Source organism: Pseudomonas sp. R84 (assembly GCF_009834515.1).
Taxonomy (GTDB): Bacteria; Pseudomonadota; Gammaproteobacteria; order Pseudomonadales; family Pseudomonadaceae; genus Aquipseudomonas.
The window spans coordinates 5,010,437-5,025,779 of record NZ_CP019426.1 but is presented as its reverse complement, the minus strand read 5'-3'; the positions used below and the strand labels follow the sequence as shown (position 1 = coordinate 5,025,779).

The window sequence follows — 15,343 nt, the reverse complement described above, 5'->3', positions numbered from 1 at the left end:
GGAAGCAGAGGTCATGAGGCGTGTGCCGACGGACGGTCAGCGCTAAACGTTTGCGCAGGGGAAAGTGCTGAAAAAGCGATTAATTACAGGGATGTTTCAGGACGGTGACGGCGCTTGTCACGGGCGGGAGAGACTTTTCGCGAGCGTGATCAGACAGTTTTAGCCAGAGATTCCGGGCGCGACCAGATCCACAGATTGCCCACGCTCATCCCGGCAATCGCCAGATAAACCGGCCAGCCGTGATCGAGCATCACCAGCATCAACGTGGCGCACAGCAACATGCTTACCGTGGCGCTGACCTTGGCCTTGCGCGCGATGATCTTGCCGTTGCGCCAGTTACTGAGGATCGGCCCGAACAGCCGATGGTTTTCCAGCCAGGCACTCAGGCGCGGCGAGCTGCGGGTCGCGGCCCAGGCGGCAAGAAGGATGAACTCGGTAGTCGGCAGGCCGGGCACGACAATGGCGATCAGGCCGATGCCAAGGCTAACGTAGGCCAGCAGGCCGAACAGCACACGGGCGAGTTTCGAGGAGGCGGGTTGCGGCATGGGCTCAGCGGTGGCTTCTGAAGCGGAGTGGAGATCTTACAGGCTTACGCAGTTCCCCTGTAGGAGTGAGCCTGCTCGCGATAGCGGTGTATCAGTCGACATTCATATTGAATGACAGGACGCCATCGCGAGCAGGCTCACTCCTACAGGGGATGTGTGTTGTGTCAGGCCGGTTCGGCTTCTGTGGCGTAAGCCTGTTCCAGCAGCACGGTAAAGCGGTTGAACGCATCGATCGCGCCTTGCTCGACTTCAGCTTCTTCTTCAGCGCTGAACTGCAGCGAATCGAGGGTACGCACGAAGCTTTTCCAGCCTTCGGCACGGCCACCTTCAGGCTCACCGAGGTGACGGGCACCAAAGGTTTCGCTCAGCTCCAGCGCCACCGCGCGTTTGATCAGGAACGCAGCACCGAGCTTCGAACCTTCGGAGACAAAGATCCAGCCCAGCGCGCGAGCCTTGCTCGGGTTCTTCACCGCGCCGGCTACGGGTGCCGGCACTTCGGTGTCGAGGTCGGCGAGGTCAGCCTTGGCCGCTTCGGCGCGGCAACGGGCCGGCAGATCCGGGACCATGGCGGTCAGTTCGGCGTCGTTATACAGATCGACCAGTTCCGACTGGAACAGGTACTGCGCGACGACAAAACGGGCGAAATTGGCGCGGGTCTCGAACGGCGCGTGGGCTTTGACCAGGGCGTCGAGCTTGCTGTGCGGCTCGTGGGTGATCTGGTTCAGGCGTTGTGAACGCAGGGCTTTTTCCGAAGTGGTCATGACATGTCCTTGATAAAAGAGGCGCTTGATAACGAGACGAACAAGAAGACGTGCAAGCGTAAAAAAACCTCACGGCGCGGTGTGTGAACAAGCGCCGTGAGGTTGGTTGGATCAAATGTCCCAGATCAGATTGATCGCAAAGTTGCGGCCCGGTTGGGTCAGGCGATCGAGGTTGGCCGGTTGCGTCACCGAAGCTTCGCCGACGCTGTCGTAACCGCGCACGTCATCCCACAGCCAGTATTTCTTGTCGGTCAGGTTGTAGATGCCGCCGCTGACGGTGACGTCGTCGGTGACTTTGTAATAACCGGCCAGATCCAGAATGCCGAAGCCCGGCGTCTTGAACTGACTGCTGACGCCATCCGGCGACTTGAAGTTGCTGTCGTCGACGCGATCCTTTTTCTTCACCACGGTCCAGCTCAGCAGGCCGCCGTAGTTGTCCTGGTCGTAACCCAGTCCGAACACGCCGGTCAGCGGGTTGACGCTGTTGATCGGTTCGCCGTTGTCGTTGTTGCGACCGTAGGCGTAGGCGATCGAGCCCTGGGTATAGAGGCCTTGCGGCGCGCCAAACGCATCCAGGTTCAGGCGACCTTTGACTTCCGCACCCTTGATGGTGGCGTGCTTGATGTTGGCCGACTGGAAGGTCAGCTCGTTGCGGCCCGGGGTCACAGCATCTTCGTTAATGAAATCGCGGTACTTGTTGTAGAACACCGCGACGTCGAACGAACCTTGTTCGAAATTGCCGCGCAGACCGGTTTCATAGCTTTTGCTTTTCTCCGGTTCGAGGTCCGGGTTCGGCGCCACGCTGTAACCGGTGGTGGTGTTTTCGAAGCGGCCGTACAGGGCTTTCGCGGTCGGGGTGCGGAAACCTTCGGCGTACTGACCGTACCAGGTGTAATTCTCGGTCAGGGCGTAGGTCAGGCCGAACTTGGGCGAAATTTTGTGCCAGGTCTTGTTCTTGTCGCTGACCGTGCCTTGGCCGTCGGCGGCCACGGTGTTGAGGAATTCCTGAGTGATGTGCGGCTTGAGCTGGGTGTAGTCGTAGCGCAGGCCCGGCAGGAAGGTCCAGTTGTTCCAGCTGATCTGATCCTGAGCGAACACGCTGTAGGTGTTGATGGTCGGGTCCGGGAAGTCGGTGGCTTTGGCCAATACGTCAGCGGTACTGGTTGCGCCGATGGCGGTGCAGCCTCGACCGACGGCCAGGCAGGTGCCGTCGCCGCTGCGCGAGCCGGTGACTTTCTGTTGCTTGAGGGTGGTGCCGTAAGTCAGCACGTGATCGGTGTCGCCGATGGCGAAGGCTTTGTCCAGTTGCGCATCGAAGACCCACTGCTTTTCTTCGTAAATGGTGTCACGGGTGCGCAGCACTTTACGGGTGATCGGATAGTAGAACTCGGTGGTGCTCTGGTCGGTCTTGGCGATCTGGTGGTTGAGGCTCCACTTCACGTTGTCGACCAGCAGGCTGTCGAGGGCGAACGAGTGCTCGATGCCGAAACGCTCACGGGTGATCGTATCGTTACCGGTGCGCCACTGGTACATGCCGCCGGGCAGCACGCTGTTCGGAATGGTCGGGGCGCCGTTGAAGTACGGGCCGCCGTAAGCACTTTTCTGATCGGTGTCGCGATCATCCTTGTACTTTTCGTAGGTCAGGCCCAGGCGCGAATCTTCGTTGTAGTTCCAGCCGATCTTGGCCAGCACGTTGTAGGCGCTGACGTCTTCCGGGTTGGCGGCGGTGCGCTCAAGGCCAGTGCCATTGTTGCTGCCATAGGAATCGGTTTCGTGACCGTCACGCTGGCTGTAATGCAGCAAACCGTCGAACTGCTCGGCGCGGCCGGCCACGGTGGCGGACTTCAACCAGCTGTCATCGGCCGAGCTGTAACCGGTTTTCAGACGCGCACCGACGTCTTTGCCCGGCTTGATGATGTCGTCGGCATCGAGGGTGTAGTAGCTGACCGCGCCGCCAATGGCGTTGCTGCCGTACAGCACCGAGGCCGGACCACGGAGGATTTCCACGCGTTTGACGATTTCCGGATCGACGTAATTGCGCTGAGTCTTGGCGTACGGGCCGTTGAAGAAACCGTCCGGGACTTCCACACCGTCGACTTGCGTCAGGATGCGGTCGCCGTCGATACCGCGGATGTTGTAGCCGCTGATGCCGCCACGGGTGCCGGCGCCGCCGACGGATACGCCCGGCTCATAACGCACCAGATCCTTGATGGTGTTGACGTTGTTGCGGTCCAGGTCCTGGCGGGTCTGCACGGTGACGGTGGCCGGCACGCTGTTGACCGACTGCTCCTGACGGGTGGCGCTGATGGTCACCTGATCGAGATTGAGCGTGCCGCTGGCGTTGCGCTTTTCCAGCACAACGTTGTTGTTGCTGATTTTGCGGAAGCTCAGGTTGGTCCCCACCAACAGGCGCTCCAGGGCTTTTTCCGGGGGTAGCGAGCCACGCACGCCCGGCGAAGCCACGCCCTGACCCAGTTCTGCCGGCAAACCGACCTGCCAACCGGTCACGGCGGTGAAGGCATTGAGTGCCGACACCAGCGGCTGCTGACCGATGGCGAACGAGTAATCGCCCATGTTGCGCGAAGGTTGCTCGGTGGCAGCCATCAGCGGTGCAGCACCGGCCATCAGGATGGCAGCGGTCAGCAGCGACAATACGCGAGAAGGGGAGGAAGTCTGGCGGGTAAGGCGTGAGGACATCGATAGCGCTCCGTGTCGCACGAATCTTTATAGGGGCTGATTGGCTTCGCGTGTTGCGAATCAATTGCATTGGCTATAACGAGACGTACTGACGTTGGCTATCGAGTAAAAATAATTCTCATTTAGTTCAAGATCACCAGCGCGGGGAATTCCTGCAGGCGCGCCGAGGTGATGTGTGCGAGGGAGCGAACCACGTCGAGCGGCTGGTCGAGACGGTAATTGCCGGTCACGGCGACGTCCGCCAACTGTTCGTTATTGTTGATGATCCAGCCCGGGTAGTAGCGGCGCAATTCGGCCAGCACCTGATTCAGCGGGCAGTTCTCGAACACCAGTCGGCCCTGCACCCACGCCAGATCCGTGTTGGCGTCGAGTTTGGCCGGGCGGTCGAAGCCGTTGGGACCGATACGGATGCTCTCACCGGCAGTCAGGCGCACACGAGCATCGTTATGCGTGGCGCGCAGATCGACGTCGCCACGCTGCACATTGACCTGCGCCACACCGTCGAGATAACGCACGGCGAACGCGGTATCGCGCACGCTGGCGGTGACCGGGCCGGCATCGATTTCCAGCGGTTGACTGCGGCCGCTGGCGATCTCGAAAAACGCCTCGCCCTGAAACAACCGGGCAACGCGCTGCTGATCGTTGATGGTGCTGGAGAATGCCGAGTTGGTATTGAGCAGGACTTTCGAGCCGTCCTCCAATTGCAGACGCTGGCGCTCGCCCACCACGGTCAGATGATCGGCCTGAATGCGCATCGGCAGATTACTGAAACTGAACAATCCGAGGATCAGCACCGCAGCAGTCGCCAGCGGTTTCCAGTGTGGGCGCAGACGCTTGAGGAAGGTGACTTTCGCAGGTTTGGCCGCCAGGCTTTGCGCGCACTGGGCGACTTGCGGGCCGTCCCAGATAGCCTGAGCCTTGGCGAACGCCTCGGCATTCAACGGATCGGCCGCGAGCCAGGCGTGAAATTGCCGGGTCTGTTCCTCGTCCGGGCTGCCGAGCACGATGAGCCAGTCCAGTGCCTGGTCCATTGCGTTTGCAGCGTCCTGCACCGAATCCGGCGAAGGCGAGCGGTGGGTGTCCGTCACGGTGTTTCCTCGGCAGTGTCTGCGCACGGCTGTTTTTTCAAGTGAAGCGTAAAAGTCGGGCAAGGGTAACAAAGCCCGATGATCCGTGCAGGCGATCCGAGCACTTACAGAAAAGCCCTACAGCCTCAGTCGCCATTCAGACGTTCGGCGACGCCGATGCAGATGGTCATGATCAGCTTCAGTTCTTTTTGCACGGTGCTGAGGGAAACATTCAGCTCATCAGCGATTTCCTGATAACTGTTCCCGTGCAAACGGCTGAGGATGAAAATCTGCTGCTGGCGGGGGCTGAGTTGACTGAGGCTCACGTTCAAGCGCTCCAGCATCTGTTCGGCGTGGGCGGCATCTTCGGCGCTGCTGGCCGGGGCGGCGATGCTGTGCACGACATCCTGCGGCACGTCATCGACCATGGTTCGCGAATGGATCTTGCGCGCACGCAGATGATCCAGCGCCAGATTGCGCGCGGTCTGGAAGACAAAAGGTTCGAGGTGATCGATGGCCCGCTCGCTCAACGCCCGCGTCACGCGCAGGTAGGTCTCCTGCAACAGGTCTTCAGCGGTGCTGTGATTGTTGACCATCCGTTCCAGCGTGCGCAGCAAGGACGTGCGCTGGGTGAGGAAGACGTGGTTGAAGCGCGATTGACTCACGGGAGGACCTGATCGATTTCAAGCGAATGATAATGCTTATCATCTGTTTGAATGGTCAAGCCCTGATTTCAAATACAGCACAAAACCCCTGTAGGAGTGAGCCTGCTCGCGATAGCGGTCGATCAGCCACATCATCTGTGACTGACAGATAGCAATCGCGAGCAGGCTCACTCCTACAAAAAGCAGGGAGTTATTCGGCGTTACACAACGCCAGGCAGTTATCCAGCATGCGGTTCGAGAAGCCCCACTCGTTGTCATACCAGGCCAGCACCTTCAGCAGTTTGCCGCTGGATTTGGTGTGGTTGGCGTCGAAGATCGACGACAACGGATTGTGGTTGAAGTCGCTGGAAACCAGCGGCAACGTGTTGTAACCCAATATCTTCGAATGCTGGCTCGCAGCCTTGAGCAGCGCGTTGACTTCCTCGGCGCTGGCTTCTTTTTTCAGTTGCACGGTCAGGTCCACCAGCGACACATTGATCACCGGCACCCGCACGGCCATGCCGGTCAGTTTGCCGGCCAGTTCCGGGAGCACCAGGCCTACCGCTTCAGCGGCGCCGGTCTTGCTTGGGATCATGTTCTGCGTGGCCGAACGCGCGCGGTACGGGTCGGTGTGATAGACGTCAGTCAGGTTCTGATCGTTGGTGTAGGCATGAATTGTAGTCATCAGACCACTTTCGATCCCCAGCTCACGGTGCAGCACTTGTGCCACCGGTGCCAGGCAGTTGGTGGTGCACGAAGCGTTGGAGATGATCTGGTGCGACTGGCGCAGAATGTCGTGGTTCACACCATAAACCACGGTGGCGTCGGCGCCTTTTGCCGGGGCCGAGATGATCACTTTGCGTGCGCCGGCAGTAATATGCGCGGCCGCTTTGGCGCGGTCGGTAAAGAGACCGGTGCATTCGAACACCACATCAATCTTTTCCGCCGCCCATGGCAGCTCGGCCGGGTTGCGAATGGCGCTGACCGCAATGCGGTCGCCGTTGACGGTCAGACTTTCATTGTCATGCTCGACCTGAGCGTCGAACGTGCCGTGAACGGTGTCGTATTTGAGCAGATGAGCATTGATCGAGCTGTCGCCGAGATCGTTGATGGCGACGATCTGCAAATCCTGTCGATAGCCTTGGGTATACAGTGCGCGCAGGACATTACGGCCGATGCGGCCAAAACCATTGATTGCGATTCGAAGAGTCATGGAACAGCGCCGCCGTCGTTTTGTTGTTGGAATTACAAGATTATTCGCATAAAAATAGAAAACAAGCCTTTTTAGTGGCAATATTTTGTTTTATCTACAACGAGTGACCTGAATCAACTGGTCCGAATGGTCAAAAAAGCCGTCTGTCATTCCAATAACAACGGCGTTTGATCAGCATAGACAATCAGGTCGCCACATCCGTTAGCCTGGAGTTCTACACATGCATCCCCGCGTCCTTGAGGTCACCGAACGGCTTATCGCCCGCAGCCGCGCCACGCGTCAGGCTTACCTTGCACTGATTCGCGGCGCCGCCACTGACGGGCCGATGCGCGGCAAGCTGCAATGCGCCAACTTCGCCCACGGCGTGGCCGGTTGCGGCAGCGAAGACAAGCACAGCCTGCGGATGATGAACTCGGCGAACATCGCCATTGTTTCTTCGTATAACGACATGCTCTCGGCGCATCAGCCGTATGAAGTGTTCCCGGAACAGATCAAGAACGCCCTGCGCGAAATCGGCTCGGTCGGCCAGTTTGCTGGCGGCACGCCGGCGATGTGCGACGGCGTGACCCAAGGCGAGCCGGGCATGGAACTGAGCCTGCCGAGCCGCGAAGTGATCGCCATGTCGACCGCTGTGGCGCTGTCGCACAACATGTTCGACGGCGCGCTGATGCTCGGCATCTGCGACAAGATCGTCCCAGGCCTGATGATGGGCTCGCTGCGCTTCGGTCACCTGCCGACGATTTTCGTCCCGGGCGGGCCGATGGTCTCGGGGATTTCCAACAAGGAAAAAGCCGACGTCCGTCAGAAGTACGCCGAAGGCAAAGCGACCCGCGAAGAGCTGCTGGAATCGGAGATGAAGTCCTACCACAGCCCGGGCACCTGCACCTTCTACGGCACCGCCAACACCAACCAGTTGCTGATGGAAGTCATGGGCCTGCACTTGCCGGGCGCCTCTTTCGTTAACCCGAACACGCCGCTGCGTGACGCGCTGACCCGCGAAGCCGCGCATCAAGTGACGCGCCTGACCAAACAGAATGGCAACTTCATGCCGATCGGTGAAATCGTCGACGAGAAATCGCTGGTCAACTCGATTGTGGCGCTGCACGCCACCGGCGGTTCGACCAACCACACTCTGCACATGCCGGCCATCGCCATGGCCGCGGGCATTCAATTGACCTGGCAGGACATGGCCGACCTCTCCGAAGTCGTGCCAACCCTGAGCCACGTCTACCCGAACGGCAAAGCCGACATCAACCACTTCCAGGCCGCCGGCGGTATGTCGTTCCTGATCCGCGAACTGCTTGGCGCCGGTCTGCTGCACGAAGACGTCAACACTGTGCTCGGCCACGGCTTGAGCAAGTACACCAAAGAACCGTTCCTTGATAACGGCGAACTGGTCTGGCGCGAAGGCCCGGTCGACAGCCTCGACGAAAACATCCTGCGCCCGGTCGCCCGCGCATTCTCGGCAGAGGGTGGTTTGCGCGTGATGGAAGGTAACCTCGGTCGCGGTGTGATGAAGGTCTCCGCTGTCGCGTTGGAAAATCAGATCGTTGAAGCGCCAGCAATGGTGTTCCAGGATCAACAAGACCTGGCCGACGCGTTCAAGGCCGGCCTGCTGGAAAAAGATTTCGTTGCCGTGATGCGCTTCCAGGGCCCGCGCTCCAACGGCATGCCTGAGCTGCACAAGATGACGCCGTTCCTCGGCGTGCTGCAGGATCGCGGCTTCAAAGTCGCGTTGGTGACTGACGGACGGATGTCCGGCGCTTCGGGGAAAATCCCCGCAGCGATTCACGTCAGCCCCGAGGCTTATGTCGGTGGCGCTTTGGCGCGGGTGCAAGAGGGCGATATCATCCGCGTCGATGGCGTCAAAGGCACCTTGGAACTCAAGGTCGACGCCGCAGAATTTGCAGCGCGCGAACCCGCCAAAGGCCTGTTGGGCAACAACATCGGCAGCGGTCGCGAACTGTTTGGCTTTATGCGTTTGGCCTTCAGCTCGGCGGAGCAGGGCGCCAGCGCCTTCACTTCTGCCCTGGAGACGCTTAATTGAAACTGGCTTTGGTCGGTGACATCGGAGGCACCAACGCGCGGTTCGCGTTGTGGAAAAACCAGCAACTGCAATCGGTTCAGGTGCTGGCCACGGCCGACCACGCCAGCCCGGAAGAGGCGATCAGCCTGTACCTGAGCGGGCTCGGTCTGGCGCCGGGTTCGATCGGTTCGGTGTGCCTGTCGGTGGCCGGCCCGGTCAGTGGTGATGAGTTCAAGTTCACCAACAACCACTGGCGCCTGAGTCGCACCGCGTTCTGCAAAACCTTGCAGGTCGAGCAGTTGTTGCTGGTCAACGACTTCTCGGCGATGGCGCTGGGCATGACCCGTTTGCAGCCGGGCGAATTTCGCGTGGTCTGCGAAGGCACGTCTGAGCCGTTGCGTCCGGCGGTGGTGATCGGCCCGGGCACTGGCCTGGGCGTCGGCACCTTGCTCGACCTCGGTGCAGGCCGTTTCGCGGCGTTGCCGGGGGAGGGCGGTCATGTCGATCTGCCGCTGAGCAGTCCGCGTGAAACCCAGTTGTGGCAGCACATCCACAACGAGATCGGCCATGTCAGCGCGGAAACCGCGTTGAGCGGTGGTGGCTTGCCACGGGTTTACCGGGCGATCTGCGCGGTCGATGGGCATGAACCGACACTCGATACGCCGGAAGCGATCACCGCAGCTGGTCTGGCGGGTGATCCAATTGCACTGGAAGTGCTCGAGCAGTTCTGCTGCTGGCTCGGCCGTGTCGCCGGCAACAACGTGCTGACCACGGGCGGACGTGGCGGGGTGTATATCGTTGGTGGTGTAATTCCACGCTTTGCCGATTTCTTCCTCGAAAGCGGTTTTGCCCGCAGCTTTGCTGACAAAGGGTGCATGAGCGATTACTTCAAAGGCATTCCGGTGTGGCTGGTGACAGCGCCGTATTCCGGCCTTGTCGGTGCCGGTGTGGCCCTGGACCAATCAACCCCAACCTGAAATGCAATCAAACTGTAGGAGTGAGCCTGCTCGCGATAGCGGTATGTCAGTCAACGAATGTGTTGAATGTAAGACCGCTATCGCGAGCAGGCTCACTCCTACAGTTGTTTTGTGGTGTTTGTAAAATCAGTGCTTAAGGCATAATCCGCCCCAATTCCAACAACAAGGATGCCTTCGAAGTGAGCTCAGTCAACAAGTCGATATTGTTGGTCGATGACGACCAGGAAATACGCGAGTTGCTGGAAACCTACCTGACCCGCGCCGGGTTTCAGGTACGGGCCACCGCCGACGGTGCCAGTTTCCGTCAGGCCCTCAACGAGGCGCCGAGCGATCTGGTGATCCTCGATGTCATGCTGCCCGACGAAGACGGCTTCAGCCTTTGCCGTTGGGTGCGTCAGCATCCGCGTCAGGCGCAGGTGCCGATCATCATGCTTACCGCCAGTTCCGACGAAGCCGACCGCGTGATCGGTCTGGAACTCGGCGCCGACGATTACCTCGGTAAACCCTTCAGCCCCCGCGAGCTGCAAGCACGCATCAAGGCATTGCTGCGTCGTGCGCAATTCGGTCAGGAGCGCAGCGGCAGTGACGTACTGGCCTTCGACGAGTGGCGGCTGGACATGGTCAGTCATCGACTGTTTCACACCGATGGCGAGGAAGTGATTCTTTCTGGCGCCGACTTTGCCCTGCTGAAACTCTTCCTCGATCACCCGCAGGAAATCCTCGACCGCGACACCATCGGCAACGCCACCCGGGGCCGCGACCTGATGCCGCTCGATCGCATCGTCGACATGGCCGTCAGCCGTTTGCGCCAGCGTCTGCGCGACACCGAGAAACCGCCACGGCTGATTCGCACCGTGCGCGGCAGCGGTTACCAATTGGCAGCCAATGTGGTTGCCGGCAATGGTCACTGAGTCGCTGCGCAAGCTCGCCGCCCGGGTGCCGGTGCCGCGTTCGTTGCTCGGGCGGATGCTGCTGCTGACTTTGCTGGCGGTGTTGTTTGCGCAGACATTATCGAGCGTGATCTGGGTCTCGCAATTGCGTGCCACCCAGCTCGAAGGTCTGGTCACCAGCGCCCGCAGCCTTGCGCATTCGATGACCGCCAGCGTCAGTTACTTCCGCTCATTGCCGGTGGCTTATCGACCGTTGGTGCTCGATCAATTGCGCAGCATGGGCGGTACCCGCTTCGTCGTGACCCTCAACGACAAACCATTGGGTATGGACGTGCTGCCGGTCACGCCGCGTAAAGCAGCGGTGATGAAAGCGGTCGACGAAGTGCTGCGCCAGACCTTGGGTCATGACACCGATATCTCGGTGACCTTCGTCAGTCCTGAAGATCTGCGGATTTTCAATGCCGGGCTTAAACTCGATGAGCTGCCGCGCTCGTGGGCGCATTACGCGCTGACTCTGGAACCGGTGAATCCGCCCGTGCTGGTCACGCAGATTCAAATGGCCCCGGGCGAATGGCTGTACATCGCCTCGCTGTTGCCGGAGCCGTACACCAGTCTTGAAGAGCAAGGCCTGCCCTCGCAACAGGTGTGGTTCATCGTTCTCACCAGCGGATTCCTGCTGCTGTTCATCGGCGTGCTGGTGCACTGGCAGAGCCGCCCGCTCAAGCGTCTGGCGCGTTCTGCTCGGGATTTGTCGCTGGGCGCTGACGTCGAGCCAGTGGCCGAGGGCGGCGGCAGTGAGGTGGTCGAAGTGGGGCGCGCCTTCAACACTATGCGCGAGCGCATCAGCCGCTACCTGACCGAGCGCAGCCAGTTGTTCAGCGCGATCTCCCATGACCTGCGTACGCCAATCACGCGTTTGCGTTTGCGCGTCGAATTGCTCGAAGACGAGAAGCTGCAGGCCAAATTCGGTCGCGATCTGGATGAGCTGGAACTGCTGGTCAAAGGCGCGCTGCAATGCGTGAAAGACACTGACATCCACGAGAACATCGAACCGGTGGATCTCAATCATGTGCTCGATTGTCTGGTCGAGCCGTACCTGGCGCCGAACGGCAACGGTCGCGTGACGCAGCATGGTCGCGCGCTGGCGGCGTATCCGGGCAAGCCTTTGGCGTTGAAGCGCTGTATTGGCAACCTGATCGACAACGCCTTGAAGTATGGGCAGAACGCGCACTTGCATATCGATGACGATGACAGCGCGTTTGTCTTGCACGTTGATGATGAAGGGCCGGGTGTGCCGGAGCAGCGCCTGGAGCAGGTGTTTGAGCCGCACTTCAGATTGGCGGGGCAGCAGCAGGGGTATGGGCTTGGGTTAGGCATCGCGCGCAATATTGCCCACAGCCATGGTGGTGAGGTGACGTTGCAGAATTTGCGTGAGGGTGGGTTGCGGGTGACCCTGCAATTGCCGCGTTCGGCGGATTGAGTCAAAAGCTTTCCCTCACCCTAGCCCTCTTCCAGAGGGAGAGGGGACTGACCGGGGGATGCTGCAGAGATACGCCGACCTGGAAGTCCGGTAGCGAATCCATAATCGACTCGATGTGTCAGGTCGGCGGATAACCCAGCACCACTCGGTCGGCCCCCTCTCCCTCCGGGAGAGGGCTGGGGTGAGGGCCGCTCTTTGTCACGATCTGGTGACAAACCCCGCCCCCTTCGTTACAAGCCCACCCCGACCCGTTGTTTAGACTGCCCGCAGTCATAACAACAAAAAAGGCCACCCATGGATCTCTTCCAACCCGGCTTCAGCAGTTGGCTGAACGCCCCTGCCCACCAGCAATGGCTCGCCGCCGAAGGCCTGCGTCTGCTGGATTTCGCCAAGGCAGCAAAACTCCCACAAGGCTTCGGCAACCTCGATGAACGCGGCCGTCTGCCAGCGAACGCGCAAGCCGAAACCATGAACACCGCGCGCATGACCCACAGCTTCGCCATGGCCCATATTCAGGGCCTGCCGGGTTTTGCCGATCTGGTCGATCACGGCATCGCCGCCCTGCGCGGGCCGTTGCGTGATGCACTGCACGGCGGCTGGTTCGCCGTTGCCGAACACCGCGATGACAACACCGGCAAGAACGCCTATCTGCATGCCTTTGTCGCACTGGCAGCCAGCTCCGCCGTGGTTGCACAGCGTCCCGGCGCCCAAGCGTTGCTGGATGACGCCATCGACATCATCGACACGTATTTCTGGAGCGAAGAAGAGGGCGCCATGCGCGAATTCTTCAACCGCGACTGGAGCGAAGAAGAAGCCTATCGCGGCGCCAACAGCAACATGCATGCGACCGAGGCGTTCCTCGCGCTGGCCGATGTCACTGAAGATCCGCGCTGGCTGGTGCGTGCGCAACGCATCGTCGAGCGGGTGATCCACGGTCATGCTGCCGGCAACGGTTACATGGTCATCGAACATTTCGACCGCGACTGGCAGCCGCTGCGTGAATACAACCACGACAATCCTGCCGACGGTTTCCGCCCCTACGGCACCACACCGGGCCATGGTTTCGAGTGGGCGCGGCTGTTGCTGCACCTCGAAGCGGCGCGGGTTCAGGCCGGCATGCTCACGCCCGGTTGGCTCGCCACCGATGCGCAAAAACTGTTCGAGAACAACTGCCGCAACGGTTGGGACGTCGATGGTCTGCCGGGCATCGTCTACACCCTCGACTGGAGCAACAAGGCCGTCGTCCGCCATCGCCTGCACTGGACGCACGCTGAAGCCAGCGCTGCTGCGAGCGCGTTGCTAAAGCGCACCGGCGATGCGCAATACGAAACCTGGTACCGGCTGTTCTGGGAATTCTGCGAGATGAATTTCATCGACCGCTGCGACGGCAGCTGGCACCACGAACTCAATCCGCAAAACCTGCCTAGTGCCGATATCTGGCCGGGCAAACCCGATCTGTATCACGCCTGGCAGGCCGTGCTGATCCCTCGTCTACCCTTGTCACCCAGTATGGCGACTGCGCTGGCACAGTTATCCCAGAGCAGTCCTGTGTAACCATGTGGTGACATTCGCGCGTCCCTTCGTTACCTGCGAAGGGAAACGTCCTGTTTAAACTCCTGTGCAGCGCAAGCACCAGACTTGCATGCATAACAACAAGAAAGGTACATCTCAGATGAATGCGATTTCTCGCCTCGCTACTGTCATTTCTGTCGCCTCCCTGTTCCCGCTCGCAATTCTGCCTCTCAGTGTTTCCGCTGCCGAATCCAAAGGTTCGGTCGAAGTCGTGCACTGGTGGACGTCCGGTGGCGAAAAAGCCGCTGTTGATGTGCTCAAGGCCCAAGTTGAAAAAGACGGTTTCACCTGGAAAGACGGCGCTGTCGCCGGTGGTGGCGGTGCGACTGCCATGACCGTGCTGAAAAGCCGTGCAGTCGCCGGCAACCCGCCTGGCGTCGCTCAGATCAAAGGCCCGGACATCCAGGAATGGGCGTCGACCGGTCTGCTCGACACTGACGTTTTGAAAGACGTCGCCAAGTCGGAAAAGTGGGACAGCCTGCTCGACAAGAAAGTCTCCGATACCGTGAAATACGACGGTGATTACGTGGCCGTGCCGGTGAACATTCACCGCGTGAACTGGCTGTGGATCAACCCGCAAGTGTTCAAGAAAGCCGGTATCACCAAGAACCCGACCACCCTCGAAGAATTCTACGCCGCTGGCGACAAGCTCAAGGCTGCGGGCTTCATTCCGCTGGCTCACGGCGGTCAGCCTTGGCAGGACAGCACCGTGTTCGAAGCCGTGGTGCTTTCGGTCATGGGTGTCGATGGTTACAAGAAAGCCCTGGTTGACCTGGACAACGCCGCGCTGACCGGCCCGGAAATGGTCAAGGCACTGACCGAGCTGAAGAAAGTCGCGACCTACATGGACGCCGACGGCAAAGGTCAGGACTGGAACCTCGAAGCGGCCAAGGTCATCAACGGCAAGGCCGGCATGCAGATCATGGGTGATTGGGCCAAGTCCGAATGGACCGCGGCCAAGAAAGTCGCTGGCAAGGACTACGAGTGCGTAGCCTTCCCGGGCACCGACAAAGCGTTCACCTACAACATCGACTCGCTGGCCGTGTTCAAGCAGAAGGACGCAGGCACTGCGGCCGGTCAGCAGGACATCGCCAAAGTCGTGCTGGGTGAAAACTTCCAGAAAGTCTTCAGCATCAACAAAGGTTCGATCCCGGTGCGCAACGACATGTTGAACAACATGGACAAGCTCGGCTTCGACTCTTGCGCACAAACCGCTGCCAAGGACTTCCTGGCAGACGCCAAGTCCGGCGGCCTGCAACCGAGCATGGCGCACAACATGGCGACCACGCTGGCCGTGCAAGGCGCGTTCTTTGATGTCGTGACCAACTACATCAACGACCCGAAAGCCGACCCGGCCGACACCGCCAAGAAACTTGGTGCTGCGATCAAGTCGTCCAAATAAGCCGTAACGGCAAGCTGCGAGCTGCGAGCCGCAAGCTACAAGCTTGAGCTCTAGCGGTCTTGCAGCTTG

General features: G+C 60.1%; 12 protein-coding genes. 6 read left to right on the top strand and 6 right to left on the bottom strand.

Annotated features, from left to right (window positions below; genetic code table 11):
* Positions 1-149: 149 nt before the first annotated feature.
* From PspR84_RS22280 to gap, 6 genes are all read right to left on the bottom strand, one after another.
* Positions 150-545, bottom strand: a complete 396-nt coding sequence (locus tag PspR84_RS22280) for a YbaN family protein (RefSeq protein WP_160059161.1) — start codon at positions 543-545, stop codon at positions 150-152.
* A gap of 164 nt (positions 546-709) precedes the next feature.
* Positions 710-1,306, bottom strand: coding sequence for a biliverdin-producing heme oxygenase (locus PspR84_RS22275; RefSeq protein ID WP_160059160.1), 597 nt, complete (start codon positions 1,304-1,306; stop codon positions 710-712).
* Between the two features lie 111 nt (positions 1,307-1,417).
* Positions 1,418-4,003, bottom strand: coding sequence for a TonB-dependent receptor (locus tag PspR84_RS22270; protein ID WP_160059159.1), 2,586 nt, complete (start codon positions 4,001-4,003; stop codon positions 1,418-1,420).
* Positions 4,004-4,125: 122 nt separating this feature from the next.
* A complete protein-coding gene (locus PspR84_RS22265) occupies positions 4,126-5,091 on the bottom strand; it encodes a FecR domain-containing protein (protein ID WP_160059158.1) in 966 nt (321 codons plus the stop codon).
* Between the two features lie 125 nt (positions 5,092-5,216).
* The gene (locus PspR84_RS22260; RefSeq protein WP_038366579.1) at positions 5,217-5,735 is read right to left on the bottom strand and encodes a sigma-70 family RNA polymerase sigma factor; all 519 of its coding nucleotides are present in this window, start codon (positions 5,733-5,735) and stop codon (positions 5,217-5,219) included.
* A gap of 190 nt (positions 5,736-5,925) precedes the next feature.
* Positions 5,926-6,927, bottom strand: coding sequence for a type I glyceraldehyde-3-phosphate dehydrogenase (gap, locus tag PspR84_RS22255; protein ID WP_077574258.1), 1,002 nt, complete (start codon positions 6,925-6,927; stop codon positions 5,926-5,928).
* 220 nt (positions 6,928-7,147) lie between these two features.
* Between gap and edd the strand changes: the two genes are divergently transcribed.
* The 6 genes from edd to PspR84_RS22225 all read left to right on the top strand — a co-directional run bounded on the left by edd (position 7,148) and on the right by PspR84_RS22225 (position 15,274).
* The gene (gene edd / locus PspR84_RS22250; protein ID WP_007917882.1) at positions 7,148-8,974 is read left to right on the top strand and encodes a phosphogluconate dehydratase; all 1,827 of its coding nucleotides are present in this window, start codon (positions 7,148-7,150) and stop codon (positions 8,972-8,974) included.
* On the top strand, positions 8,971-9,930 hold the full coding sequence (locus tag PspR84_RS22245) for a glucokinase (protein ID WP_160059157.1): 960 nt from the start codon (positions 8,971-8,973) through the stop codon (positions 9,928-9,930). The genes edd and PspR84_RS22245 overlap by 4 nt, the downstream gene beginning before the upstream one ends.
* A gap of 179 nt (positions 9,931-10,109) precedes the next feature.
* Complete coding sequence (locus PspR84_RS22240; RefSeq protein ID WP_003227460.1) at positions 10,110-10,841, top strand: response regulator transcription factor; 732 nt, start codon at positions 10,110-10,112, stop codon at positions 10,839-10,841.
* On the top strand, positions 10,831-12,300 hold the full coding sequence (locus PspR84_RS22235; protein WP_160059156.1) for an ATP-binding protein: 1,470 nt from the start codon (positions 10,831-10,833) through the stop codon (positions 12,298-12,300). The genes PspR84_RS22240 and PspR84_RS22235 overlap by 11 nt, the downstream gene beginning before the upstream one ends.
* 294 nt (positions 12,301-12,594) lie before the next feature.
* On the top strand, positions 12,595-13,854 hold the full coding sequence (locus tag PspR84_RS22230; protein WP_160059155.1) for an AGE family epimerase/isomerase: 1,260 nt from the start codon (positions 12,595-12,597) through the stop codon (positions 13,852-13,854).
* A 118-nt stretch (positions 13,855-13,972) separates the two neighbouring features.
* Entirely contained in the window at positions 13,973-15,274 is a 1,302-nt protein-coding gene (locus PspR84_RS22225; protein WP_160059154.1) for an ABC transporter substrate-binding protein, read from the top strand.
* Positions 15,275-15,343: the final 69 nt, after the last annotated feature.